Source organism: Staphylococcus sp. 231237_7MaSpsaltlick, assembly GCF_043107035.1.
On the sequence record NZ_JBICNX010000004.1, the window covers coordinates 218,648 to 245,080 of the forward strand.

Consider the following 26,433-nt stretch of genomic DNA (forward strand, 5'->3'; position numbering starts at 1 on the left):
AAAGGGCGTAAAAAAGATTTATAAAAAAGTTAACTTCTAACGAGGTGAGCTAAGTGCAATTTATGAAAAGTGATAATGTTGCAGAATATAATATATATGAAAGTAAGAGAGCCCACCTTGATAGATGAGCTCTCTTGTTGCTTTGTAGAAAAACTTATTAGCATTGTGATGCTTTTTAAAAAAATATAGTTAGTGCTGCGATGCTTTTTCTAAAAATATAACTATTGGTTATTAGGAATTTAATCAGAACAGTAATAAATAATATAGTAATCAACGCTGTTTAATAGTCATCGAAATGATAAAGGCAATTGCCATAAATATAGTGATCATTGCGACGACGCCAGGCCATTGAAACATACCATAAAAATAACCTGCTAAAGTACCACCAACTGAAGAACCAATATAATAAAACAGCAAGTATAAACTAGAGGCTTGAGCTTTATGATGTTCTGCTCTACCTGCAACGACTGCACTGGCAATAGCATGACCGCTAAAAAAGGCGTAAACACTAAATGCGAGACCAAGTATTTTAAATGGAAGCGGTGGTAACAATGTAATCCAAATACCAACAATAAGTAGTAGAATACTGAATTTTAATGCATTTAATGTGCCTAATGCGCGGCGTAATTTGGCATTTAGAATTGAGGACAACATGCCAATTAAAAATAATAAATAGATAAAGCTAATAATTGTATCATGTAATTGATAAGGCTTTGAAGCTAAGACAAAGCTGATATAGTTGAAAGCAGCTATATTACAGCCCAATAATAGAAAACCAACCATAAATGGTTTCAACAATCTAACATTTTTAAGGTGTTGGCTATAACTTTTGAGTAAATCTGTAATTGAAAAGCGTTGCTTTTCAAAGTGTTGTGATGTTGGTAATAAAATTGAAAATAAAATTGCAGCAATGACACTGATAATGCCTATGGACAATAAACCGATTTGGTAACCATATATACTGGATATGATACCTGTAAATATTCTGCCGAATGCGCCGCCGAAAGCATTTCCGCTAATATAAATACCCATAGCTGCCGGGAGACTTCGCGCTGATACTTCTTCGCCGATATATGCCATAGCAATAGAAGGGAGACCTGCTAAACAGATGCCTTGGACAAAACGAATAATTAGAAATACATTGAAATCTGTAATAAATGATTGCAATAACGCTAATAGTGATACTGAAATCACAGAAAATATCATTATCGGCTTACGACCAATAACCTCTGATATTGCACCAAAAAATAGCATGGCAAGCGCTAGTGTTAATGTTGTGACAGATAAAGCTAAACTTGCTACAGTCTCACTTACATGAAATGATTTTGTGAAATGAGGTATAAGTGGTTGAACACTATACAGAATTGAAAAAATAGTGAACCCGGAGATAAAGAGTGCAATAATAATTTTTGCATATGCTTTAGTCCCTTTTTCTACGAAATTGTTTGTTTGATAATCCAATGAAATTTACCTCACTTTTAGTTGATAGATTTATCGTAGCATGTATATAATGATTTAAAAAATGCATAATTATCATATAACTTATGCATTTATAGCATAAGGGAGGATTTTTAAAATGGAATGGCATCATTTTGAATACTTTAAACAATTAGCCAAATTAGAAAACATGTCTGAGACTGCGAAGATTTTAAATGTAAGTCAATCTGCATTAAGTAGAGCTATTAAAAACTTAGAAAAGGAATTAGGTGTGCCACTATTTAATAGAATCGGTAGAAAGTTGAAGTTGAACCAGTATGGTATAGACTTTTTACATACAACGAATAATATTGTGGGAGAAATGGAAATATATAAGAATCAAGTCGCACATGATACTAATATTGAGAGTGGTAAATTAACGATTGGCTTCTTGCATTCAGTGGGTGTGACATACATTTCAGATTTTCTGAAAGCTTTTAAAAAGAAATTTCCGAATGTACGTCTGAAATTAATTCAAAATCATGCCAAAAAATTGCTAGAAATGTTAGATGATGGAGAAGTGGATATCATTGTCACTACAGTATCGGAAATAACACCCAATACCCAATTTGAACCACTGTTAGAAGAGGAATTATATATCACATTAAATGACACACATCCATTAGCGCATTGTGATCAGATTTCGATTAAAGCCTTATACGATGAAAAGTTTATACTATTAAAGCAAAATTATGTATTGAGAGAACAGATTGATGAATTGTTTAAGCATTTTGATTTTGTTCCTGAAATTAACTTTGAAGGAGATGAAACGATAACAATAGCTGCCTTCATAAGTTCAGGATTAGGGATTTCGATTTTACCGCATTTACGTAATATACAAATTGCGAATTTAAAGCAAATACCAATCAGTGACTACGTAGCTAATAGAAAAATTGGACTCTGTTATAAAACTAAAAACCAATCCGTCCCAATTATCAATCAGACTAGGAAAAGTTTAATCGACTATTTTCAAAGCGTGAAATAGAGTGGACAGGAATAGTGACAATTACTTAAGGAAAATAACCGATAATAAAAATGAAAAAATCACTAAAATATATCCAAGAGTTTTAGCTCCATTTTTAGGTAGTAAAGTACTTGGAAAGAATGGTAATACTATAAATATTAATAACAAGGCTATTACAACAGAACAAGATGAAAATAAATACAGAATTATTTTATTAACAAGCAATCAAAATAGTTATGAACACGAGAAAATAGAAAAATAACATTAAATGTTAGGAGAGTTTTATAGATTGAATAATGTGTCTAATGACATTATAAATAATGTTGAAAAAAAAGATTATAAAAGATTATACAATTTTTTTGATGACAATCTTAAGAATAATATAAAAAAAAGAACTGTAAAAAAAGCACTAAATTCTTACTTAAAAAGAAATACTGAACATTACTTGTACAAAAAAATAGATTTACAATTTTCTACGCAATATGTATTTTTTGATAAATCATATCAAAGAGGGATGAGCTTCACACTTAATTCAGATAATTTAATTGAATACATTCTCTTTAAGGCTTTTAATATCGAGGATAACGGCAAATATACTCAACTTCAATATTCGATGCCTATAGATAAAACATGGTCTGTTGTTTGGGGAGGGCATAATGAATTACTGAATTATCATTATCCTTACATAAATCAACGATATGCATATGATTTGGTTATAAGAAAAGATGGTAGAAGTTATAAAGGAAATGGTGGGGATAACAATGATTATTTTGCATTCAATCAAAAGATTTTCTCCCCACAAGAAGGAGTCGTAGTAGACATCAAAAATAATGAAAGGGATAATATACCTGGTGAAATGACAAAAGAAAAACCATTAGGCAACTATGTTGTTATTCGTCATATGGAAAACGAATATAGCCTAATTGCGCATTTTAAAAACCAATCTATAACGGTAGTGCCAGGAGATATTGTAAAAAAAGGGCAATTATTAGGAAAATGTGGGAATTCAGGAAATTCTACAGAGCCTCATATACATTTTCAGTTGATGGACAGTCCAACTTTATTTAATGATTGTCATTCTCTTAAGATTCATTTTTCTAACGAAGATATACCAATCCAAGGCGATTTAATAAACTGGAATAGTTAAAACAAAGGATCGTTTTAACTATAATAGTCCTTTTATCAATTATTATAATATTAGTATATGACGATAATACTTAAAACCTTCGTTATTAAGACAAAAATGATTATGTAATAGTTAAGAGCCTCTTTTTAAAAGGAGGCTCTTTTAGTATAACTGCTGATAATCATCGATTATGTAAATTGAAACCTCAACCTTCGGTAAGAGGTCGAGGTTTCTTAGATAATTTTGATTTTTCAGTTTTTTGAGGCCATTGTTATATGATTAATAAATATGTTTCTTGGTCATCTAAATTTTGAATTATTAATTAAATACTATGATTTTTACTTACTTTTTTATTATTAAATCTACTTATAACTTGCTTTAATAATAAATTTATATTTTTAGGTCTTTCAGCTAATCTGCGCATAAAATAACCATACCATTCAATACCGTAAGGCATATAAATACATAAGTTAAAACCTTCGTTAATCAACTCATTTTGTAAATCCTTTCTAAAACCGTATAACATTTGAAACTCAAAATTTGTATTAGATATTTTATTTGTTAATATGAAATTTTTAAGTTCTTCTATAATGTTATGATCATGTGTAGCAATTGATGTGAATCTACCATGTAATAGGTGCTGCTTAGCTATATTTATGAAATTTTCATCTATATTTTTTTGATTTTGAAATGACACTTGCTCTCCTTCTTTATAAGCTCCTTTTACAATACGTAAACGCATATCAAAATTATTTAATATGTCGTTTTCAGCTCTATATAGACATGATTGAATAACAGTTCCAATATTAGAATAACTTTTCTTCAATTCCTTAATTATGTCCCAAGTAGGTTCTAAATGATTAAAATCTTCCATATCAAAATTAACAAAAATATCATAAGCTTCAGCTTTTTCTATAATTTCTGTAGTGCAATTTTTACATAAATCATAATTAATATCTAACCCTAATTGAGTCAATTTTATAGATAAATGTGCATTTAATTTTTGGTTATGAATAATTTCTAAAACCTCTAAAATATTTTTCTTTGCTAAATACACTTCCTTTTGACTAGTCACGTACTCACCTAAATTATCAATTGTTGTAGAAACATTTTTATTATTTAAGATTTTTACACTTTCTATTAATTCATTAGCATTAGTTCCTTCTATCATTGAGTTTATACCTAGTTTAGGCCCCAATTTTTTCGATAATTTATTCAAAGATTCGTTTTTTGATAGAGAATATACTAAGTTCTTTATTAATTTCATAAGCATTCTCCTTTAACTCGAAACTTCAGTTTGAGTTTTTTCTTTATTTGTATTATGTACTATTTTTGTTCCAACTAAATCACCTGTAATATTAACTACTGTATTACCCATATCTACTATAGGAGATACAGCTGCGATAATTGGAACTAAAGTTAAAGGCAAACCTAATGTAGATAATAATAATGATGCTGTAATTATATCTGCCCCTTTAACACCAGCACATCCTAAAGCAAGTGCTACACCTAAAAAAGCCGTTTGTATTATAGTTGTAAAAGTGATAGGTGTATTATATAAATTTGCTGCAAAAACTGATATTACTCCTAGTGTAGAAGCCAACCCATTCATATTGATTGTGGCACCTAGAGGTAATGTAAAACCATATACACTTTCTGGAATACGTAATCCTTTATCTGCTACTTCCATACTAGAAGGTAGAGTAGCGCTACTAGAAGTTGTACTAAAGGCTATTAACATTGCCGGGCTAACTTTTTTATAGAAATCTATAGGATTTACTTTTGCTATAAAAAATAATAACAAGGGATAAACTACTATCAATATAATCAAGAAACCTAAAAATGCGCATATTACATATTGAATGATTTCCATAATCATATCGGTTCCCATTGTTCCAACAACATTTGCAACTAAAGCTAAAATACCATAAGGTGCAAATTTAATTATGATTTCTGCAAAATTAATCATTAGGTCAGAGGCTTCATGTACAAATCCTCTTATTCGTTTAACTCTATCGCCTAAAAACACCATAGTAATTCCTATAAATAATGCAAAAACAATAACTTGCAACATATTAGTTTCCGACATTGACTCAATAATATTTTTTGGTATCCATTGAACTATATTATCTACAAAGTTAAAGTTGTCTTGTTTAATATCTTTTCCTTTACTTAATAATCCTTCCTCACCTTTTCCAGGATTTATAGTAAGTGCAATTAAACTTCCTATAAATACTGAAAGTAAAGATGTTCCAATATAGATAAGCATAATTTTTCCACCGATAGACTGTAATTTCTTTATACTTTCTAATTTATTAACACCAGAGATAATAGTAAAAAAGGTGAGTGGTATGATTAACATTTGTAAAAGTCGGATGAATATATCTCCAATGGGTTTAATTACTTTGATACTTGGCCCGAAAATTATACCCAACACAATGCCTAAAATTACACCAATTAAAATTTTTACGTAGAGTTTCTGATTTTTCCACCACTTCATTTGTGATTCCCCCTTTGAAACCCATTTAAAAGAAAGCGTTTACAAAATATTGTAGAACTAGCACTTAAGTGCTAGAAAGATACATGAATTCCCACATTATTTTGCAATGCTTTTTTATAAAAATAATTAGCTACTGCAATGTCAACAATAGCTAAACCGACCGATTTAAAAACTGTTATATCGTCATCATTTTGTCTGATCTTTAAATTTTGCGAAATAATATTACCTAATTCTTCAGTTACTTGATCTTCTGATAATTCATTTTTTTCTAAAGGTATTTTTAAATCTCCAGTTTCTTCAAGCGCTGCTTCTTTAGATTCAACGATTATACTATCAGCGCTAGTTAGAACATGAGACGGTAATTCTTGCATATCTGGTTTAAATGAACCAACTGCATTAACATGAACACCTTTTTTTAAATTCGAATTAAATACAGGTGTGTTTGAATTAGTACATGTAATAATAATTTCTCCATTACTTACTGCATCATCAGCTGTGTCATATAACTCACATTCGATATTATATTCAGACTTCATTTTCTCTAAAAAAACTTTTGCTTTTTCATATGTTCTATTAAATATATGAATCTTTTTAATATCTCTAACAGCTAGTATTGCTTTAACTAACCCTTCAGCTTGATCTCCAGTTCCTATGACACTTAGAGATTTTGCACTTTTTTTAGATAAATGCTTTGTAGCTACACCAGATATAACTCCTGTACGAATTTTAGTTAGATAAGAACCTTCTAAAAGAGACAACAAATCTCCATTTTCATAATCAATTAATGTTACAAACCCAGTTATAGTTTTCTTACCAATACCAGGATTATTTGGCGCAAAAGTAACTGTTTTAAGACCAACAATTTCCATGTTATCAGATAAGGATGGCATAACTAAAAAACGATTACCTTTATGAAACGGCAGTGAATACCTAATTGGTGTTACAGTTTGATTCTTAGAATAATTTTCAAAGGCAATTTCTACCTCGCTTATCAACTCTTTCATATCTAATAAGCTATCTTGATCTTTTTCATTTAAAACAATCATTAAAACGCCTCCTTCAATTAATATAATAATTTATTTTAATAAAAATCCATTTTTTAATGGATCCTCAGGATCTACTACGAACTGGTGGAAACCTGTTATAAAACCAGAACCTTTGATTTTAGGTATAATAGCAGAATAATTTTCTAATGATGTTATTTCATGAATGGCAACTTCAAATTCACTGTTAGTTAAACAACTATGTTTAAAGAGACCATCAGAATTTAATATATTATATTCATATAAGTTTGCAGCACGAGCAGCTGTACCAGAACCACATGGAGAGCGATCGATTTGTTTATCTGCAAATACAGTTATATTTTTATTTGATTCATCTAAATTTTGAGGAGTGTTGGAGAAAATAACCCCGTATATGCCACTTATATTTTCAAAAGGATGTTCAATGGTGAAGCTACGCTCTAATTCATGTTTAATTGCGTCTCCCCAATTCTGAAGTTCAGGAATGTTCTTGTTATCTACAGTTAAATTTAAATCATCTACATCTACAATGGCATAAAATGCACCACCATATGAAATATCAACATTAAATTCTAGATTATTAATAGTTAATGGTATTTGTTTTTTATATACAAAAGATGGAACATTTTCAAAAGAAACAGATTTAACTTTATTTCCATCACAATTAGCATATGCTGTGACAGGTCCACACGGACAATATATAATAAATTTTTGATTTCTTTCCTTTACCTCTACCATTCCAGTTTCTATAGCCATTGTCACTACAGCTATAACGCCATGGCCACACATAGTACTCCAGCCTTCATTGTGCATAAATAATACTCCTATATCTGCATTAGGGGTAGATGGTGGAGTTATGATACAACCATACATCCCATCATGGCCACGTGGTTCATACATTAAGGTTTCACGAATATAATCTAAATTTTCAATACAATATTGTCGTTTATCTAATTGTGTTTCACCTTTGATTTCTGGTACTCCATGAGTAATTATACGTAAGGGTTCTCCTGCGACATGCAAATCAATTGTTGAATATGATTTATTAAAATTCATAGTAAAAAACCTCCGTTTTAACTTAATTTAAATTTCGTCACCATAATTACAGTGTCACTGTAATTATGGTGTAAAATTTAAGCCTTTATCAAAAAATTATAAAGGAAATCATAATATATTAATATTAATTTTATTAAATCTTGACCTTTCTTTACTTAAAATTTAAGGTTATATATAATTTATATCATACATGAAAATTATACAAGGAGAAACATATGAGAAAAGATATCGGTCATTTAATAAAAAATTTAAGAAAAGAAAAAAAATTAACTTTAAAAGATGTTTCTAATTCTTCAGGATTGTCAATTAGTTTTTTATCGCAAGTTGAACGCTCACATAGCTCAGTTACTCTACATTCACTCAGAAAAATTTCTGAGGCCTTGAATGTAAGTCCTAGTTATTTTTTTCCTGATACTATCCAAAAAGATCATGATATTATTCGTCGAGGAGGTAGACACGATCAAATAGCAAATAAGTCTAGCTTTGTTTACTCAGATTTATCAGGAAATATAGAAAATCCAATATTTGTTCCAACAATTGTTACATTATTTCCTGGAGATAAAAGGAAAACTCCATTTACTCATAAGGGAGAAGAGTTTATTTACGTAATTGAAGGTACTTTAACAATATTATTGGATCAAGTTGAATATGACCTATTGGCTGATGATAGTATTCATATGTCGTCAAAACAACCACATAATTGGTTTAATAAAACGAATCAACTAACAAAATTCATTTTTGTAACGACGAATGATTCTTTATAAATGTTCTGAAACTGTACGACCTAACATGTGTAAAACTAAGTAGTCGGGACCACCTGCTTTAGAATCGGTACCTGACATTTTAAAACCACCAAATGGCTGATATCCGACTACGGCACCTGTACAACCACGGTTGAAATATAAATTACCTACCATAAAGTCCCTACGTGCTTGTTCTAATTTATCACGATTATTAGAAATTACTGCTCCTGTTAAACCATATTCAGTTGCATTTGCATATTCAATTGCTTGGGTAAAATCTTTTGCTTTTGAGAAACCTACTACAGGCCCAAAAATTTCTTCTTGCATGATAGTAGAATCATGAGCAACATTTGAGAATACTGTTGGTAGTACAAAGTTTCCTTTATCTTCTAAAGTTGTTCCTCCAGTAACTAAACGTCCTTCTTTTTTTCCAACTTCTATATAATCTTTTATCTTATTTAAAGCTTTCTCATCAATGACTGGTCCCATAAAATTATTATAATCTTTTGCATCACCTACAGTGAGCTTTTCTGTTTCTTTTTTTACTTTTTCCACTAACTCATCATAAATTGATTCTACCGCAATAACTCGAGAACAAGCAGAGCATTTTTGCCCAGAAAAACCAAAAGAAGAGTAGATAATAGCGTCTGTTGCAGTCTGTAAATTAGCTTCCTCATCTACAACTATAGTATCTTTACCGCCCATTTCAGCTATAACTCGCTTAAAATGATTTTGTCCTTCTTGAACTTTAGAAGCTCTTTCCATTATTCCCGTACCTACATTTTTAGAGCCTGTAAAAGAAATTAAATTTACGTCTTTATGGTCAATTAATTCATTCCCGATTTCTTTTGATGATCCAGGTACCCAATTGACTACGCCTTTGGGTAAACCAGCTTCCTCTAAAACTTCCATAAATTTATATGAAATAATAGGCGTATTAGAGGATGGTTTTAATAAAACCGTATTTCCTGTAACTACAGGCGCTACAGTAGTACCTGCCATAATAGCGTAAGCAAAATTCCAAGGTGAAATAACTACAGAGACTCCGATAGGTAAATAATCAAATTGGTTATGCTCTCCAGGGCGACTTTCTACAGTTTTTCCATCTTTAAGTTCTAACATTTGTCTACCATAATATTCCATAAAATCAATGGCTTCAGCGGTATCTGCATCAGCTTCTTTCCATGGTTTTCCACCTTCTTTTGTCAATAGCGCAGAAAACTCATGCTTTCTACGACGAGTAATAGCTGCAGCTCTAAATAAAATCTCAGCGCGTACTTTAGGATCAACTGTTCTCCAAGTTTCAAAAGCCTTTTTAGCAGCTTTTAAAGCTTTTTGTGCATGCTCTTTGCTAGCTTTAGATACATAACCTATAGTTTCTTCTCTATTTGATGGATTATAGGAACGAATTTTATCATCAGTAAAAATCCTCTCTCCATTAATTATTAATGGATATTCTTTACCTAAATTTGATTCAACTAAATCTAATGCCATCTCGTATGCTTTACGATTGTCTCGATTATTAAAATCCGTAAATGGTTCGTGTTTGTATGGTATCAATACAAGACCTCCTTAATAATATTGTTGACTGATAATTCTGTAAATTCTAATATAAACTTTATCATAAATTAGTAATAGGTCAACAAAAATGTAATCGCATACTAATAGATCTCATATTATATTTGTTATATATACACTCAAAAAGAAACATGATAAAATTTTATCTAAATATTAAAAAGAAAGGAGGAGTTTATATGTTTAAAGCACCCCTTTTTGAGAATGATGTACCATCACACTTCTAAAATGACAATATTTTAGGAGGATTTAAATGAAAAAATTATATATAAATCATAGTAAAAATGTAATTATTGCTACAATCGGTGCTTTTTTTAATGCCTTTGGAGTTAATTGTTTTATCGTTAGTTCAAAATTAGGAGAAGGTGGGACAATAGGCTTGTCGTTACTTTTGAAATATACGATGGATTTATCTCCTGCAATTAGCTCTTTAATAATTAATATGATTGTTATTGCAATTGGATGGAAATATTTAAACAAACAAACAGCTATTTATACTTTAATTACTGTTATTGTGACATCCATATTTTTAGATTTAACAGAACCTTTAACTTTAGGAATAAATGATTCTATGGTAAATGCAATATTCGCAGGCGTTTTCATTGGTCTAGGTGCAGGTATGATTATTGCTTCAGGTAGTACTTTAGGGGGTCCCTCGGTTATAGCGAAAATAATGAACAAATATCTAAATATAAGAACTGCACAAGCTATTTTTATATTGGATAGCCTTATTGTTTTATCTTTTTTGATTGTTCTACCTGTTATTAAAATATTATTTACTATAATTATGCTTTTTGTTACAGAAAGAGTAACGTCTTTTATCGTAGAAGGGTTTAATCCTAAAAAGGCAGTTACGATTATTTCTGAAAAGAATAATTTAATTAGCGCTCAGATAAATCAATTAACCGGAAGAGGGGCAACTTTATTTAAAGCAACTGGTAGTTATGAACAAAATGAGATTAAAGTGTTATATGTTGTTGTACCTCAATCTCAAATAACTAAAATTAAAAATATTGTTTTATCTGAAGATGAAAATGCTTTTTTAGCTGTTCATGACGTAAGTGATGTACTGGGACGTGGGTTTATAAATTTAAATTAATCTATCAGTAGTATTAACATTTCAAAAATGTTTGTTATTGAGACTGAAATTTAATAGTAATGCTACACAAAAAGAGAATGTGTATTCACACTTTCTTTTTGTGATAAATGAATAATTAAGAAAATAGTTCATCTACGGTTGTATCAAATAAGTTAATTAGCTTAGGAATATTGCTAGCAATTATATCATTTATATATGATATGCTTTTAAAAAATAAAGGAAATAAGTAATTAACTATATAGCTATTACACTTTGCAGCAATAACCACTTTAATGTTATAATTTAGTTAACAAAGATGTCGTGCATGTATGCACCAAATCCCCTCACTACTGCCATAGTGAGGGGATTTTTTGGTGTGGCTAGTCGCCTATTTATCGTTTCGTTTGCGTAGCCAGTTCGCAAATAAAGCAACGATGCAACCACTGATGACTGCGGTCATGATGTTGACAAAGATATCGTTCATTGTGTATGCACCTCCTCTCTACGTCAATTTGACGCCAGAGATAGGCGACTCCATATAATTATATCATCTATATCTTTTGCAATATATCCACTTCCTATCATTAGCTTATATTACTTCAATTTAAAATCCACAAAACCCACTTTAACTAGTAATTAAACAACAATATTGTATGAATAGGTTAGTAAACGACTTGATCTCTATTTTTTCCGCAACACATAATTAAACATTTGTTAGCTAGTAGGGTAACTCTAATATTTCAATCCACTAAATAGTTACTTGATTTTTGAATTGTTATAAACACAAATTATCCACATCTCAATAGTTTATGGACAATATTTATTTTGTTAAAATATGTTGTGAAAATCAATATCTATTCATTCTATTGATTTGATATTTATATTGATAATAACGGCTTTATAGCCTATCGAAGAACACTTAAAAGTATATTCTTTTAGCAAAATGAAATTGCTATTAAAAGGGGATGATCTTTTTTGAAAAGAGAAGAACATAGTTTTTTAAGTATGATAATCAATATATTTGCTGGAATTTTAGTCTTTATTGCTGTTTTACTTTCGTTTATGAATTCGAATAATAGTCAGTTACCAACATTACTAGCACTTTTAGGTTTTACAATAATGTGTATTCCATCTATTTTGAAAAATAAAATAAGTGGTTGGATATTTGGAATTTTAGGATTAATACTTGTTATTTTAATGTTGATTTAATTTTATTGTTACACCAACATTTTGAGTTGATAAATTTTGGTTTTGAACTATTAGTGGTTAACGAGTTGCATGTTAGATATAAAATAAATCGCAACTGCAAAGAGTTTAAACAGTTTAGTTTTAGAGTGAGTGCACCTGAATATAAAAATTTAGAAAGATTGGTTGAAATCTTTGATATGAGTGTCTGATTTTTGTAAAGAGGACGATAAATGGAAAGTTTTTGAAGACTCACCACTTTGATCAGGTGACACGATAATCGATTGTCAAAGATGTTATTGGTTGAAGTACATATGTGCATAAGTTTACTAAATATTGTAATCATTACGAAACACTAAATTATGAAGATTTGAATTTAATATTAGGCTTCGAGAGAAAGGCTGAATAATGTATGGAAAAGAATCTAGAGACCATAACTAGTGTGATTATTTTAGTAGTAATTATTTTAGTTGCTATTTGGAGTATCTATGTTGGTTCTTATAAAAATTTATTGATTTTATTAATCCTAGCAGTTGTTAATCTTTATTATTTATATAAAGCTAAACGAGATAATGATAATAACTAAATTATTCAATACAAAATCGCCATATGAAAGATGATTTTATATTAGTATAAATATAAAAGAGATTTAATACATTTCGGAATAGCATCTCTATTTTGAGACTGATAATTTATTTCAATATTATTTATTGGAGAAAGTGTATTTGCGCATACAGACAGTATATATGATAACTAAGCAATCGCATTTATTTTGATTATTTGTATTATCATGTTTATCATGATTATAAATAATATATTGAAGGAGTAGAATCTATGTTTACGATATATGGTCACAGAGGTTTACCGAGTAAGGCACCTGAAAATACACTTGCTTCATTCAAAGAAGCTGCTTCTACACCAGGTTTGAAATGGGTGGAATTAGATGTAGCTATTACGAAAGATGAACAATTAATTATTGTGCATGATGATTTTTTAGAGAGAACTACAAATCATAAGGGTGAAATAACGCAGGTTACATATGACCAAATTAAATCTGCTTCAGCTGGCAGTTGGCATAGTACGGAGTTTGAAAATGAAAAGATTCCTACATTTGATGATGTGATTACATTTGCCAATGAAACGCATATGAATATAAATGTTGAATTGAAGGGGGTTTCTGGTTCAGACGGAACACGTTTGTCTGAAAGTATGGTGCAACAAGTTGCTAAGAAACTTGCTTCTCTTGAAGATGGCATTGATGTGATGATATCAAGCTTTAACATACCGTTATTAAAACTCGCGGAAACATACATGCCACAGTACCGTAGAGCAGTTATATTTAAGGCGGTTGCCTTTAAAGCAGATTGGAGAACAATTTTGGATTTCTGTGGATCTAAGATTGTTAATATTGAAGATGCGAAATTGACGCAAAATCGTGTTGAAATGATTCGTAATGCTGGATTTGATTTGAATGTTTGGACAGTAAATAAAAAAGAACGTGCCAATCAACTTGCGAATTGGGGCGCTACAGGTATTTTTACTGATAAAGCTGATGCGATGATACACTTAGAAAGAGATTAATGACAAGATTGGAAGAATAGATGTATTTAACAGAAACAGCAACTAGTTAATTTAATTAAGTCGATTTAGTTAGATTTAATAACAAAACCCTTAGATGAATTTGAACATTCATTTAAGGGTTATTTTTATAAAATAATATGTAGTGATGTACTAAATTAAGATGCAAGCATTGAATATTTATGATTACCTTTGCTTTCATTATACGCTAAAAATTGTTATAGAAAAAGGCTATTAGTTTTTACGTAATCGTTTTATACTCATTATCGAATAAAAATGAGGGAGTGTTGTGCGATGACAAATAATACAGTTGAATCGGTGATTGATAAGGGTCCGTTTTTTCATGGAACAAAAGCTCAATTAAAAGTGGGTGATTTATTAGTGCCGAATAGACAATCAAATTATCAAGATAGAATAATGAATCATATCTATTTCACTGCTACTTTGGAAGCGGCAAAATGGGGTGCAGAATTAGCGGTTGCCCTTTCTAACACAGCAGAAATTCAAGATGAACGTATTTATATTGTTGAGCCGTTAGGTGAATTTGAGAATGATCCAAATGTCACGGATAAAAAGTTTCCAGGGAATCCTACAAGGTCTTATCGGTCGAAAGCACCTTTGAAGATAGTAGGCGCGTTAGCAACATGGGAGCGCCACAGTGATGATGTAATCAATGAAATGTTAGATGGCCTACAGCAATTAAGGGCAACTGGTGCCGATATTATTGAAGATTAAACATTTATACAAAGTGAATGTGATTCAAATAGATATATAATAAAAATTCCAATCACTCTTTATTATTCATTTACTTGTAAATCATGAAATACAATTCCTCAGAAATTTATCACTAAATTTAAAAGTTTTTTCTAAAAAATATATAAAATAAGATTATTTAGAATTTACTAGGGTAAATTGACAAAAAAGGAGGCGAATTATCATGAATAAAGTATTAAGTTCTTTGATGGGAGTAGTGGATAGTATTATTAGCTTTCTCCCTAATATCATTGGTGCATTAATATTCTTACTTATTGCATGGATAATTGCAGTTATTGTTAAAAAAGTTATAGTAAAAGGATTAGGTGCACTTGGTTTTGAAGAGTGGTTACAAAAGAAAGGTCTAGTAGATGCTGGAAAGGGCAAATCTGAATCAGAAGGTATTATTCAAACATTCGGCAAATTAGCTTATTTCTTAGTATTCTTATTATTCCTACCATCAGTATTTGATTCATTGAATATGCAATCAGTATCTAAACCAATTAAAGGTATGATGAGTAGTATACTTAATTTCTCACCTAAAATCATTGTAGCTGTCATTATATTGGTATTAGGTATTTTTATTGCCAAAGTGTTAGGTACATTAGTGAAAAATATTCTAGGTAGTCTCAATGTGAGTCGTTTTAATAAATATGTTAATTTCGGCGAAAATAAAGACAGCATTGATATACCAACTGCAACAGGCTGGGTTATTACAGCGCTAATTGGTTTATTCTTCACTGTACAAGCTTTGAATACAGTTAATTTATCAGTGTTAAATAAAATTGGTGAAGCAATCATTGGTTATTTACCATTAGTTATTTCAGCAGTGATTATCTTAGCATTAGGTTTAATTGGCGGCAATTTAATCTCTAAATTGATTAATAAATCAACAGGTAACGCAATGTTAGCTGAAATTGTTAAGTATTTAGTGATTATTGTTTCTGTATTCATGACTTTAGATCAATTAAACTTTGCGCAAAGCATTGTTAATGTTGCGTTCTTATTAATCCTAGGTGCTGTTGCTGTAGCATTTGCTATCGCATTCGGTATCGGCGGTAAATCATTTGCTGAGAAACAGTTAAATAAATTTTCAGATAAAATCGATTCAGACAAAAAACAATAATTTGCATAATTAAAATTTAACAACGTATTGTGTATTATACGTTGTTAAATATTGAAGCGTCTGGGACATCAATCCCCAGCATGAAGCCCATCAAAGATCAAAATCTTTGGTGGGCTTGTTATTGCTCGCTTACCTAGGGGCTAGGTCTCTCCTTGGTCACGACACGCATCCTACTCCCTCTGGTGTCTCATAAACCATACACATTTCTTATATGTTATTACTACAAAAAATAAGACACTTTTTAAGGAATTAATTGAAACAGAAATTATTACTGAGATAAAACAAGAAATGTATAACGGGTTAAGTGATGAAGATTTAAATAAAATAACATGTTCATTATTGTAATTTTAAATGATTTTTGTGTACTTTATCTTTCGATTTTGATGGATAAACTTACAAATCTAGAAAAACGTGAAAGAATCATATTGTCATAACGATAGAATCAGTGTATTTTTATTATGTAAAGCGAAAATAATGGTGACTAACATTTGAAATGTCTTATGTTAGTCTTTTTTGTTTTTATAGGACTGAACAATGATGTGATTATAAAATGGAGACCAAAATAGTTTGATAGATGGCATAATATAAATAAGAAGAAATATTGAATTAAAAGGAAGGTAAGCCATGCAAGAAAATAATAATGATTATGAAAATCTGTTGTTTTATTTTGCTTATAAAACATTTATCAATACAGCTGATGAAATTATTGAGGCTTATGGATTGAATCGTCAACATCATAGATTCTTATTTTTCATAGATAAAGTACCGGGGATTACTATAAAGGATTTATTGAAAAGTATGGAAATCTCTAAACAGGGTAGTCATGCTGCTTTGAAAAAGTTAAAAGACGAAGCATATATTATAGAGAAACAAACGGAACATGATAAGCGTGTTAAAGCATTATATGCTACGGATAAAGGAACAAAATTGGTCAGAGAATTAAACAAAGCGCAAAATGATTTATTTCAAGATATTCAAAAAAAGGTCGGGAATGATTGGTACGCTATCATGGAAGAATTTGCTTCTTATAGACAAGGATACGCAGAAATTAAACATCTAAAAGATGATTTTGATAAAGACTAATGCTATCGCACACTAACCCATGGTTTAAAGGTAAATTAAAGTATGATTACATTGTAAATTGTCAATGTCATACGTATTATACGTGACAAATTAAAGTTAATCTATATGAGATATAAACAGGTCTGTCTAAATATACAAATCATATATTAATAAATAGGCATTATTGGTAAATATAGGCGATTTACAGATCCGCCGTTGCATATTGCAATATGTAGAATGTCAGTCAATAAAATGTTTATTATCATATTTTTAAAAATAGAATGATCATTGATGTTAAAAAACATCAGTGATCATTTTTTATTACTCCAGTGCTAGGTGAATTGGCAATGATTATAGTTCATTGCTTATTGATAAATGATAAGTTCAAAATAAAAAGTTTCACAATTTAAATAAGTCAATATAGTTGACCTTTTGTTTCATTTTTATTATTTTGGAAGTGTAATTCAATATAGATAAAAAGGGGAAATGAATTATGAGAAGACGTATTGGACAATATTTAATGGACTGTTTAAGTAATGTTGGCGTGGATAAAGTTTTTGGTGTTCCGGGAGATTTTAATTTAACGTTTTTAGATGATATTATCGGTAGAACGGATATGGAATGGATAGGTAATACGAATGAATTAAACGCGAGTTACGCTGCTGATGGTTATGCTAGAATGAAAGGCATTAGTGCAATGGTAACTACATTTGGTGTTGGTGAGCTCAGTGCTGTTAATGGTATTGCGGGTGCATTTGCAGAGCGTGTGCCAGTTATTCAAATTACGGGCGCCCCTACACAAGCAGTGGAACAAGCAGGGAAATATGTGCATCACTCATTAGGTGAAGGTAACTTTGATGATTATCGCAAAATGTATGAACCAATCACGACTACACAAGCATATATTACAGAGGATAATGCACAATTGGAAATTCCAAGAGTTATCAATGCCGCATTAACTGAAAGTAGACCTGTACACATACATTTACCAATTGATGTTGCAGCTAAAGAGATTGAAGTGATGGAAGATTATCACTATAAAATGAGCAAACCTGCTGATGTTTCTCAATATATCGACATGGTTCAAGCGAAATTAAATAGTGCAGAACGACCAGTGATTATTACAGGACACGAGATTAATAGTTTCGGTTTGCATGAATCATTAGAACAATTTGTTAATCAGACAGGTATTCCAGTTGCCCAATTATCATTGGGTAAAGGTGCTTTTAATGAGGAGAGTCCATATTATATGGGCATTTATGATGGTTCAATTGCTGAGGAACGTATTAAATACTATGTGGATCATAGTGATGCGATATTAAATATCGGTGCTAAGCTAACAGATTCTGCAACGGCAGGATTTTCATATCAATTTGATATAGATGATGTAATTATGTTAAATCATCGTAACTTTAAAATGAATGTAACACGAGATGATAATGTAGCTTTACAAGATTTATTAATAGGTTTACAGAGCATAGATTTTCACTTCAATGGAGACTATCCTATGTTTAAAAAACCTGTGCCAAATGATGATGTATTAGATGATACACCGTTAACACAACAAACATATTTTAAAATGATGCAAGATTTTTTAAATCGTGATGATGTAGTCATTGCAGAACAAGGAACATCTTTCTTTGGTGCCTATGATTTAGCATTAACGAAAACGAATAAATTTATTGGTCAACCTTTATGGGGATCAATTGGTTATACTTTACCAGCAACTTTAGGTTCACAATTAGCTGATGGAGAACGACGAAATGTATTGTTAATTGGTGATGGGTCGCTACAATTAACAGTACAGGAAATGGCAACGATGATAAGACTACAGTTGAAACCAGTCATATTTATTATAAATAATGATGGCTATACTGTTGAGCGTAAAATTCATGGTGAAAATGCGTTGTATAACGATATACCAATGTGGGATTATAAAGCATTGCCTAGTGTCTTTGGTGGTAATGACACCGTATCAGTACACGAAGTTGACTCAAGTGTGAGTTTACAACATGCTTTCAATGAAATTAATCTGCAACCTAATCGTATGCATGTCATTGAAGTTAAGATGGGTATGCACGATGCCCCTGAAAAATTAAATGATATTGGTAAAGCATTTGCAAAGCAAAATGGTTAATCTAGCACATCTTGTGTTAAACAAAGCGAGCAATTTCTTTGGATAATGTAGTTTATTTATTAGCAATATATTCTGACTTGTAATTTAAAATATTAGGTCCTTAAATGAAATGTGTTTATTCATTTAAGGGCTATTTTTATTGGGAAATTTAATTGAAAAGACCATGGTTTCGCTGTTTTGTAAATCGTTTAGTGTAAAAAGAAAGAAAAATAACGATATATCGTTGACGTATTTCGATATATCGAAATAAGAAAGGAAGATTAATATGTTTAGAAGACATTTTCACAAAAGACACGCACATTTTGCACATAAGATGATGAATAGAGAAGATTTTGGTTTTGGTAGAGGTATGGATGGATTTGATCCTCGTGCAATGGCAGCAATGGGTAAGGAAAGATTTTTCAAAAAAGGTAATTTACAGTTTGTAATTTTAAAAATGTTGCAGCAAGAATCAAAGCATGGTTATCAAATTATCAAAGACTTAGAAGAACAGTTTAAAGGATTCTATTCACCTAGTCCGGGATCAGTTTATCCTATATTACAAATGCTAGAAGATAGAGAGTTTGTATCAATTTCGAAAGATGGTAAGAAGAAAGTGTATACGATTACTGAAGAGGGACAAACGTTCTTAAATGAAAATATGAATGATGCAATGTTGACTCGATTAGAACAATTAAAGCATATGGATTTTGACAAAATGCAAGAATCTAGAGCACAATTACAGGATTTATTTAGAACGTTTATGCTCAAGAGTAAAGCGTCATTTAACGATGAAGAGAAAAAACGCAAATTTAATGAATTTGTCGAACGTACGAAGAAAGAACTTGAAGATTTATATTAAATCTAAATATTTGTAAGTGGGGGATACAAAATGAATCGTATTGCAATTATTGGTGGAGGTCCTGGCGGTTTAATGCTAGGACTGTTACTTCAACAACGTGGTTACCAGTTTACTATTTTTGAAAAATCTAATGGTCAAAATCATCAGTCGCAAGGTGGGTCATTAGATATACATGGGGATACAGGACAAATACCTCTGAAGGAAGCGGGGCTTATTGAAGAATTTAATAAGCTTGCGCGATTTGAAGGGGAAGATACAAAGATTGTCGATGCAACTGGTAAAGTATATTATGAAGACGATGCAGATGGTCAAGGTGATCGACCTGAAATTGATCGTGGAGTGCTATGTGATTTAATTCGTAGTCACATTGATCCATCAGCAATTAAGTATGGCTATCAGTTTGAAAGTCTAAAGCAATTAGCTGATAGCAAATGTGAAGTTACTTTTTCTAATGGCTATCAAGAACAATTTGACTATGTGATTGGTTCTGATGGTGCATTTTCTAAAGTAAGATCTTATTTATCTGATGTAGATATAGAATATACAGGTATTAGCATGGTGGAGATTAACGTTGAAGAAGTGAGTCAACACTACCCGCAATTGTTACAATACAATAAGAATGGAAAAATGATGGCTTTAGACCAAGATAAAGGTTTGTTAGCACAATTAAATGGTGATGACAGCATTAAAGTTTATGTATCTTACAGAATGGCAGAAGCTGAACTAGAAGATTATAAACAAATGTCGCACTATGAATTGCAAGCACGTTTGTTGAGTGACTTCGAACAGTGGGATGAGCAATTATTAAATTATATAAAAAATATGAGCGATAATTTATTGTTTAGAAGAATATATAGATTACCTATTGGCTTTAAATGGGAAACAAATCAATCTATTACACTAATTGGAGATGCCGCACATTTGATGAGTCCATTTGCTGGTGAAGGTGTAAATATGGCATTGTATGATGCTTATTTATTTGTGAAAGCTCTAGACGAGCACACTGATAAAATGACAATAGCTAAACAATATGAACAAGAGATGAATAAAGTATCTAAAAGTAGTGCGCAAGACTCTCAAGACAATTTAGAGCGCATGTTTACAGAAGGCGCCGCTAAAAAGTTAAGTGACATGTTCACATTTGTAAATTAATATCAATTAAATCATAATTTAACGCGTTTAGGGATGAATAAAAGCCTTGAACGCGTTATTTTTATAATAAGTGTATCATTGTGATATCATATGCGACATAAGTAATAGTTGATTCATAGCTAGACATAATCAAAATGAAAACGGGTAAATATAATTAATATATCAATAAAGTAGTGCGTTACATTTGGTGGTTGCTGTTTAAAATACAACATCTGATAAGTATATAAAGATATTAAATATAAGGTGTGTAAATATGGGAAATTTAGAAAAAGAGTATAAATATTGTCAAAAAATAATGAAAAATTATACAAAGACATTTGCGAATGCATTTGAACATTTATCAACTGAAAAGCGTAATGCGCTATGGTCGATTTATGCACTTTATCATAACGTAGACGAAAGTATTAAGGTGCATAAAGATATAGAATATTTAAATAAAATCAAGCAAGATGTCCAACAAATTTATAATGGGGAGACTAAAAAGTTTCATAGTAATACAAAAATAATGAAACCATTGGCACAGACGATATATTTATATGATTTGCCAAAATCCGCTTTAGAGACATTTATTCAAACAGTTGAGGATGATTTTGTATTTTCTGCAAATGACACTGATCAGCAATTAGAGCAATACTGCTATGGTGTAAGTGGTGTTATTGGAGAATTGCTTAATCCTATTTTTACTCAATCACAAATTGAAACAGCTAAGGTAGCAGAAGCAAATGCGATGAGTATTACGTTAGGAAAGGCTCTCCAATTGACTAAAATATTAAGAAATGTAGGCAAGGACTATAGCAATGGTAAAATCTATATAAGTATTGAAAAGTTGGAATACTACAATGTTGATTTGGATTCAATTTATTATAACGGCGTAACCCCTAACTACGCACATTTATGGGAAAGTTATGCGAACTTGATAGAACGGAATTTCTCATATATTTTGGATCATTTGTATTTATTTGACGATGATATAGAGCCCATCATTGTACTGACAATTAAGACTTATCAAGGATTATTAGAAGAAGTAAGAAAGAATTTGTATGATGTAACAAAACATGCAAATTTAAGTAGTTACAAAAAATCAAAAATTTATCGCAACGTTATGGAAACATATAGTAAGTCATGACTTGTACGCTTGGATAATCATTAAGTAACAAATACCAAGTAAACATCTTACTTTTGCGATAAATTGAATTTAACTTTTATATGATATACTAACAATGATTAAGCATATATCGTTAGAACTAGGAGATTGTATTTTATGAATAAGCCTAAATATCAAGTGATAGCAGATGAGATTAAAAATAAAATTATTAGTAAAGAATTCCAAGTAGGATCATTATTACCTACTGAAAAGGATTTCCAGCATCGATATAGTGTGAGCCGATATACGATACGTCAAGCAATGGAATTATTAGTTGCAGATGGTTATATAAACAAGAGAAAAGGTTCTGGTTCATATGTAAGTTATGAATTTTTAAATTCGGAAACGAACCATAATGCTAAGAAGATTGGCTTAATTGTAACCTATTTATCAGATTATATATTTCCGAGTATCATACGAGGTATCGAAACAGTATTGAGAGAGAATGGTTACTCATTAATATTAGCAAGCACGAACAATAATCATGCTGACGAGCGTCAATGTTTAGAGATGATGTTAAATCAAGGTATCAAAGGTCTCATTGTTGAACCTACGAAAAGTAATGTCTACAATCCGAACTTATCGTATTATTCCTTATTTAAACAACGTAATATTCCTATATTATCCATTAATGCGCAATATGAAGAATTGAACTTACCCTATATTGCCATTGATGATATTAAGTCAGGACACCTTGCAACGAAATATCTTATAGATAAGGGACATGAGGATATCGCTTTAATTACCAAGATAGATGACAATCAAGGTAAGTTAAGGATGAAAGGTTATTTTAATGCCTTTGAAAATAGTAACAAAGTCTTTAAGAGTGAATATATTTATACGTATGATACAGAAAGTAAATTATCTGTGTTAGATCAATTTGTGGAACACGTGGTATCGAAGCAAATACAAGCTTCGGCTGTGGTGTGTTACAATGACCAAATCGCATATTACATTATGAAAAAATTAGAAAAACTAGGTATTGCCATTCCAAATGATATGTCGATTGTGGGGGAAGATAACTCAGTATTGAGCAAATTAGAAGATGTTGATTTAACAACGACATCCCACCCTCAAGAACTATTAGGAGAGAAAGCAGCTAATTGGGTATTGAATACGATTGAAACAGGTAAGGTACAACCTTCAGAACTATTAGATACCTATATTATAGAAAGAAGTTCCGTAAAGTAAATCATATTTAGCGAATGATACGATGCAGTGCGTTTAGTTGAGTGGTATAACTATACTTATAGTATCGAGTATCTTTAAATAACGACAGAGCCAATCCATATAACGGAATTCGGCTCTTTTTTTATTTCATATAACAGTCACTTGTATGGTCTGCGAATTGAAATTAAGACACCTGAACGAATAGGATAATAAGAAATGAGGAGCGAGACCAAGACACAGGCCAAGGATTTAGGTAGGCGGTTCAAATAATTTAGGTTGCCCCTACAAAACTAAGGGATAAATCTTTTGAATTATATATTGTAAGAATTTGTATAAAAGGATGATATCAATTAATATATACGGACAAAAAATATAATATATTGACATGTACGGACAAATACTTTATGATTTATTTGAAAACGATTACAAAAGAGGTGTTTGCAATGCAAAATCCTACTAATATAACCGATAGTTCTGAGTTGTCTATTGGTATTGAGCTAGGGTCAACTCGTATTAAGACGATAGCAATTGATGCACAATTTAACACATTAGCAACAGGTAGCTTTGAATGGGAGAACAGCTATATAGATGGTTATTGGACCTATTCAATAAATGATATTTGGGTTGGCTTACAACAAAGTTATCAAGATATGGCCAAAAATTTAAAAGACAAGTTTGATATAACTATTCGCAAAATCAATAGCCTTGGTATTAGTGCAATGATGCATGGATACTTGGCATTCGATGAACATGAGGATCTGTTAGTTCCATTTAGAACTTGGAGAAATGGCAACACAGTTGAAGCGGCAAAAATTTTGAGAACAGCATTTAACTATAATATCCCGGAAAGATGGAGCATCGCACATTTATATCAAGCGGTTATAGATAAAGAATCTCACGTAAATCAAGTGAATTATATTACGACATTAGCAGGCTATATACACTGGTATTTAACGGGAGAAAAGGTATTAGGCATAGGAGATGCTTCGGGGATGTTTCCGGTAGATGTTGAGCAACAAGCATACAGAACAGACTTATTAGAAGAGGCAGATATATTATTCAATACAGAAGGATTTCATAAAGCAGTTATTGATTTATTACCAAAAATTAAAGTTGCAGGTGACAATGCTGGATATTTAACAGATGAAGGTGCAAGATTGTTGGATCCTGATGGCAATTTAGAAAGTGGCTGTGTCATGTGTCCACCTGAAGGTGATGCTGGTACAGGTATGGTAGCTACTAACGCCGTTACACCACGTTCAGGTAATATTTCAGCAGGAACAAGTGCATTTGCCATGATAGTCTTAGAACAATCTCTGAAAAATGTATATCCAGAAGTGGATATCGTTGCAACACCTTCAAGTAGTGAAGTTGCCATGATTCATACCAATAACTGTACTTCTGAAATAAATGCGTGGATGACTTTATTTGAACAAGTTCTTGAAACTATGGGAGTGCGTTTTTCATCAGATGATTTGTACGGACAAATATTGGAAGAATCTGAAAAAAGTGATGATGACTTAGGTGGATTATTGTCGTATGGATATGTCTCCGGTGAAAATATTACCAAAGTTGAAGAGGGATACCCACTATTCGTAAGAGAGCCGAATCATCATTTTACGCTTGCAAATTTCATGCAAACACAATTGTTTAGTGCCTTTAGTACATTAAAAATTGGCATGGATTTATTAAAAGCAAATGAAAATATTTCAATTAATAAATTAATTGCACATGGTGGCATTTTCAAAACAGAGCGTATTGCACAATCAGTATTAAGTGCAGCTATGGATGCCCCGATTACAGTGATGAATCAAGCGAGTGAAGGTGGTGCTTGGGGCATTAGTGTATTGGCAAAATTTGCAACTATAAATAAAGATATGACATTGTCACAATTTCTAGATGATTTTGTGTTTGCCAATATAGATGAAACAACAATTGAACCTTCTGCGCAAGCAGTTGAAAACTTTGATACGTATATCGATAAGACTATAAAGGGATTACCTATTGAGCGACAATTATCACATTATTTAGAAGGTGAAGCGAATGTTAGAAAAATTAAAACAAGAAGTATATAAAGCGAATTTAGAGTTACCAGAGAGAGGTTTAATTAAATACACTTGGGGAAATGTCAGTGGATTTGACCCTGAAACACAACTGTTTGTCATAAAACCGAGTGGTGTTGATTATGCTCAAATGAAACCTGAAGACATGGTGGTTTGTAATCTAGATTGTGAAATCGTTGAAGGCGATTTGAGACCATCATCAGATATGCCTACACATGCAGTATTGTACAAATCATTTCCAAATATAGGCAGTGTTGTACACACACATTCTCCTTGGGCGACAATTTGGGCTCAAGCAGGGTTAGATGTACCGGCAATGGGGACGACACATGCAGATACATTTTATGGTTCAGTCCCATGTGCAAGATTTTTAACAGCAAGTGAAATTAACAGAGATTATGAGTATGAAACTGGAAATGTCATTGTTGAAACATTCAAAGAACGAAATATTGATCCAAATGCAGTTCCAGCTGTTTTATTACAAGGGCACGCGCCTTTTGTGTGGGCGAAAGATTGTGAACATGCAGTGATGAATGCAGTTGTTTTAGAAGAAGTATGTAAAATGAATTTATTTACGCAACAATTAAACGCATATGCGAAAGCGCTACCAGAAGAGATTTTAAATAAACATTATGAAAGAAAGCATGGCGAAAATGCTTATTACGGACAGAAATAGGAGGAA

Annotated in this window: 25 protein-coding genes; 18 read left to right on the top strand and 7 right to left on the bottom strand. The window is 31.2% G+C overall.

All coding sequences use genetic code 11. From position 1 onward, the window contains the following. Positions 1-270: 270 nt before the first annotated feature. Entirely contained in the window at positions 271-1,461 is a 1,191-nt protein-coding gene (locus tag ACF91D_RS09495) for an MFS transporter (protein ID WP_107527490.1), read from the bottom strand. A gap of 115 nt (positions 1,462-1,576) precedes the next feature. On the opposite strand from ACF91D_RS09495, the gene ACF91D_RS09500 reads away from it, so the two are divergent. The 3 genes from ACF91D_RS09500 to ACF91D_RS09510 are packed head-to-tail and all read left to right on the top strand — an operon-like array spanning position 1,577 to position 3,587. Beyond that, positions 1,577-2,461 (top strand): LysR family transcriptional regulator, encoded by an 885-nt coding sequence (locus ACF91D_RS09500; protein WP_107527491.1) that lies wholly within the window; start codon positions 1,577-1,579, stop codon positions 2,459-2,461. 1 nt (position 2,462) lies between these two features. After that, positions 2,463-2,702 carry a hypothetical protein gene (locus ACF91D_RS09505; protein ID WP_107528058.1) on the top strand — a complete coding sequence of 80 codons (240 nt, stop codon included), beginning with the start codon at positions 2,463-2,465 and terminating at the stop codon, positions 2,700-2,702. Positions 2,703-2,738: 36 nt separating this feature from the next. Then, a complete protein-coding gene (locus tag ACF91D_RS09510; RefSeq protein ID WP_232161496.1) occupies positions 2,739-3,587 on the top strand; it encodes a M23 family metallopeptidase in 849 nt (282 codons plus the stop codon). 301 nt (positions 3,588-3,888) lie between these two features. Here ACF91D_RS09510 and ACF91D_RS09515 read toward each other — a convergent pair whose 3' ends face one another. The 4 genes from ACF91D_RS09515 to ACF91D_RS09530 all read right to left on the bottom strand — a co-directional run bounded on the left by ACF91D_RS09515 (position 3,889) and on the right by ACF91D_RS09530 (position 8,144). Beyond that, positions 3,889-4,833 (bottom strand): proline dehydrogenase family protein, encoded by a 945-nt coding sequence (locus ACF91D_RS09515; RefSeq protein WP_392436922.1) that lies wholly within the window; start codon positions 4,831-4,833, stop codon positions 3,889-3,891. 12 nt (positions 4,834-4,845) lie between these two features. After that, entirely contained in the window at positions 4,846-6,066 is a 1,221-nt protein-coding gene (locus ACF91D_RS09520; protein ID WP_392436924.1) for a dicarboxylate/amino acid:cation symporter, read from the bottom strand. A gap of 71 nt (positions 6,067-6,137) precedes the next feature. Next, positions 6,138-7,112: an ornithine cyclodeaminase family protein gene (locus tag ACF91D_RS09525; protein ID WP_392436926.1), complete on the bottom strand. Its 975-nt coding sequence runs from the start codon at positions 7,110-7,112 to the stop codon at positions 6,138-6,140. 30 nt (positions 7,113-7,142) lie between these two features. After that, entirely contained in the window at positions 7,143-8,144 is a 1,002-nt protein-coding gene (locus ACF91D_RS09530; protein ID WP_107527919.1) for a proline racemase family protein, read from the bottom strand. 215 nt (positions 8,145-8,359) lie between these two features. Between ACF91D_RS09530 and ACF91D_RS09535 the strand changes: the two genes are divergently transcribed. Further along, complete coding sequence (locus ACF91D_RS09535; RefSeq protein ID WP_107527918.1) at positions 8,360-8,908, top strand: helix-turn-helix domain-containing protein; 549 nt, start codon at positions 8,360-8,362, stop codon at positions 8,906-8,908. On the opposite strand, the gene pruA is transcribed toward ACF91D_RS09535, so the two are convergent. Further along, positions 8,903-10,447: an L-glutamate gamma-semialdehyde dehydrogenase gene (pruA, locus tag ACF91D_RS09540; protein WP_107527917.1), complete on the bottom strand. Its 1,545-nt coding sequence runs from the start codon at positions 10,445-10,447 to the stop codon at positions 8,903-8,905. The genes ACF91D_RS09535 and pruA overlap by 6 nt on opposite strands. A gap of 268 nt (positions 10,448-10,715) precedes the next feature. On the opposite strand from pruA, the gene ACF91D_RS09545 reads away from it, so the two are divergent. Continuing rightward, positions 10,716-11,561, top strand: a complete 846-nt coding sequence (locus ACF91D_RS09545; protein ID WP_392436927.1) for a YitT family protein — start codon at positions 10,716-10,718, stop codon at positions 11,559-11,561. Between the two features lie 367 nt (positions 11,562-11,928). On the opposite strand, the gene ACF91D_RS09550 is transcribed toward ACF91D_RS09545, so the two are convergent. Then, on the bottom strand, positions 11,929-12,024 hold the full coding sequence (locus ACF91D_RS09550; RefSeq protein WP_107513460.1) for a type I toxin-antitoxin system Fst family toxin: 96 nt from the start codon (positions 12,022-12,024) through the stop codon (positions 11,929-11,931). A 491-nt stretch (positions 12,025-12,515) separates the two neighbouring features. Between ACF91D_RS09550 and ACF91D_RS09555 the strand changes: the two genes are divergently transcribed. From ACF91D_RS09555 to ACF91D_RS09615, 13 genes are all read left to right on the top strand, one after another. Further along, entirely contained in the window at positions 12,516-12,749 is a 234-nt protein-coding gene (locus tag ACF91D_RS09555; protein WP_119624421.1) for a hypothetical protein, read from the top strand. A gap of 388 nt (positions 12,750-13,137) precedes the next feature. Then, positions 13,138-13,311 (top strand): hypothetical protein, encoded by a 174-nt coding sequence (locus tag ACF91D_RS09560; protein ID WP_157946388.1) that lies wholly within the window; start codon positions 13,138-13,140, stop codon positions 13,309-13,311. A gap of 248 nt (positions 13,312-13,559) precedes the next feature. Beyond that, on the top strand, positions 13,560-14,306 hold the full coding sequence (locus ACF91D_RS09565; RefSeq protein WP_107527881.1) for a glycerophosphodiester phosphodiesterase family protein: 747 nt from the start codon (positions 13,560-13,562) through the stop codon (positions 14,304-14,306). Positions 14,307-14,597: 291 nt separating this feature from the next. Next, entirely contained in the window at positions 14,598-15,038 is a 441-nt protein-coding gene (arr, locus tag ACF91D_RS09570; RefSeq protein ID WP_107527880.1) for an NAD(+)--rifampin ADP-ribosyltransferase, read from the top strand. Between the two features lie 202 nt (positions 15,039-15,240). Further along, positions 15,241-16,182 carry a mechanosensitive ion channel gene (locus tag ACF91D_RS09575; RefSeq protein ID WP_042740504.1) on the top strand — a complete coding sequence of 314 codons (942 nt, stop codon included), beginning with the start codon at positions 15,241-15,243 and terminating at the stop codon, positions 16,180-16,182. Positions 16,183-16,806: 624 nt separating this feature from the next. Further along, a complete protein-coding gene (locus tag ACF91D_RS09580; protein ID WP_107527879.1) occupies positions 16,807-17,265 on the top strand; it encodes a MarR family winged helix-turn-helix transcriptional regulator in 459 nt (152 codons plus the stop codon). A 472-nt stretch (positions 17,266-17,737) separates the two neighbouring features. Continuing rightward, a complete protein-coding gene (locus ACF91D_RS09585) occupies positions 17,738-19,381 on the top strand; it encodes an alpha-keto acid decarboxylase family protein (RefSeq protein ID WP_107526857.1) in 1,644 nt (547 codons plus the stop codon). A 265-nt stretch (positions 19,382-19,646) separates the two neighbouring features. Beyond that, the gene (locus ACF91D_RS09590; protein WP_107526858.1) at positions 19,647-20,222 is read left to right on the top strand and encodes a PadR family transcriptional regulator; all 576 of its coding nucleotides are present in this window, start codon (positions 19,647-19,649) and stop codon (positions 20,220-20,222) included. A gap of 30 nt (positions 20,223-20,252) precedes the next feature. Then, positions 20,253-21,374 carry an FAD-dependent oxidoreductase gene (locus ACF91D_RS09595; protein ID WP_107526859.1) on the top strand — a complete coding sequence of 374 codons (1,122 nt, stop codon included), beginning with the start codon at positions 20,253-20,255 and terminating at the stop codon, positions 21,372-21,374. 253 nt (positions 21,375-21,627) lie between these two features. Beyond that, the gene (locus tag ACF91D_RS09600) at positions 21,628-22,500 is read left to right on the top strand and encodes a squalene/phytoene synthase family protein (protein ID WP_107526860.1); all 873 of its coding nucleotides are present in this window, start codon (positions 21,628-21,630) and stop codon (positions 22,498-22,500) included. 135 nt (positions 22,501-22,635) lie between these two features. After that, a complete protein-coding gene (locus ACF91D_RS09605; protein WP_107512151.1) occupies positions 22,636-23,709 on the top strand; it encodes a GntR family transcriptional regulator in 1,074 nt (357 codons plus the stop codon). Positions 23,710-24,131: 422 nt separating this feature from the next. Continuing rightward, the gene (locus ACF91D_RS09610; RefSeq protein ID WP_107526861.1) at positions 24,132-25,763 is read left to right on the top strand and encodes a xylulokinase; all 1,632 of its coding nucleotides are present in this window, start codon (positions 24,132-24,134) and stop codon (positions 25,761-25,763) included. Next, positions 25,732-26,427, top strand: coding sequence for an L-ribulose-5-phosphate 4-epimerase (locus tag ACF91D_RS09615; protein WP_042740496.1), 696 nt, complete (start codon positions 25,732-25,734; stop codon positions 26,425-26,427). Before ACF91D_RS09610 ends, ACF91D_RS09615 begins: the two co-directional genes overlap by 32 nt. The last annotated feature ends 6 nt before the right edge of the window (positions 26,428-26,433 follow it).

Excerpts from the sequence above, each read along its gene's own strand:
- ACF91D_RS09515 (WP_392436922.1), bottom strand. The coding sequence starts at position 4,833 with ATGAAATTAATAAAGAACTTAGTATATTCTCTATCAAAAAACGAATCT.
- ACF91D_RS09535 (WP_107527918.1), top strand. The coding sequence starts at position 8,360 with ATGAGAAAAGATATCGGTCATTTAATAAAAAATTTAAGAAAAGAAAAA.
- ACF91D_RS09615 (WP_042740496.1), top strand. The coding sequence starts at position 25,732 with ATGTTAGAAAAATTAAAACAAGAAGTATATAAAGCGAATTTAGAGTTA.
- ACF91D_RS09550 (WP_107513460.1), bottom strand. The coding sequence starts at position 12,024 with ATGAACGATATCTTTGTCAACATCATGACCGCAGTCATCAGTGGTTGC.
- ACF91D_RS09525 (WP_392436926.1), bottom strand. The coding sequence starts at position 7,112 with ATGATTGTTTTAAATGAAAAAGATCAAGATAGCTTATTAGATATGAAA.
- ACF91D_RS09610 (WP_107526861.1), top strand. The coding sequence starts at position 24,132 with ATGCAAAATCCTACTAATATAACCGATAGTTCTGAGTTGTCTATTGGT.
- ACF91D_RS09575 (WP_042740504.1), top strand. The coding sequence starts at position 15,241 with ATGAATAAAGTATTAAGTTCTTTGATGGGAGTAGTGGATAGTATTATT.
- ACF91D_RS09580 (WP_107527879.1), top strand. The coding sequence starts at position 16,807 with ATGCAAGAAAATAATAATGATTATGAAAATCTGTTGTTTTATTTTGCT.
- ACF91D_RS09595 (WP_107526859.1), top strand. The coding sequence starts at position 20,253 with ATGAATCGTATTGCAATTATTGGTGGAGGTCCTGGCGGTTTAATGCTA.
- ACF91D_RS09590 (WP_107526858.1), top strand. The coding sequence starts at position 19,647 with ATGTTTAGAAGACATTTTCACAAAAGACACGCACATTTTGCACATAAG.
- ACF91D_RS09565 (WP_107527881.1), top strand. The coding sequence starts at position 13,560 with ATGTTTACGATATATGGTCACAGAGGTTTACCGAGTAAGGCACCTGAA.
- ACF91D_RS09600 (WP_107526860.1), top strand. The coding sequence starts at position 21,628 with ATGGGAAATTTAGAAAAAGAGTATAAATATTGTCAAAAAATAATGAAA.
- ACF91D_RS09520 (WP_392436924.1), bottom strand. The coding sequence starts at position 6,066 with ATGAAGTGGTGGAAAAATCAGAAACTCTACGTAAAAATTTTAATTGGT.
- ACF91D_RS09545 (WP_392436927.1), top strand. The coding sequence starts at position 10,716 with ATGAAAAAATTATATATAAATCATAGTAAAAATGTAATTATTGCTACA.
- ACF91D_RS09560 (WP_157946388.1), top strand. The coding sequence starts at position 13,138 with ATGGAAAAGAATCTAGAGACCATAACTAGTGTGATTATTTTAGTAGTA.
- ACF91D_RS09500 (WP_107527491.1), top strand. The coding sequence starts at position 1,577 with ATGGAATGGCATCATTTTGAATACTTTAAACAATTAGCCAAATTAGAA.
- arr (WP_107527880.1), top strand. The coding sequence starts at position 14,598 with ATGACAAATAATACAGTTGAATCGGTGATTGATAAGGGTCCGTTTTTT.
- ACF91D_RS09585 (WP_107526857.1), top strand. The coding sequence starts at position 17,738 with ATGAGAAGACGTATTGGACAATATTTAATGGACTGTTTAAGTAATGTT.
- ACF91D_RS09530 (WP_107527919.1), bottom strand. The coding sequence starts at position 8,144 with ATGAATTTTAATAAATCATATTCAACAATTGATTTGCATGTCGCAGGA.
- ACF91D_RS09605 (WP_107512151.1), top strand. The coding sequence starts at position 22,636 with ATGAATAAGCCTAAATATCAAGTGATAGCAGATGAGATTAAAAATAAA.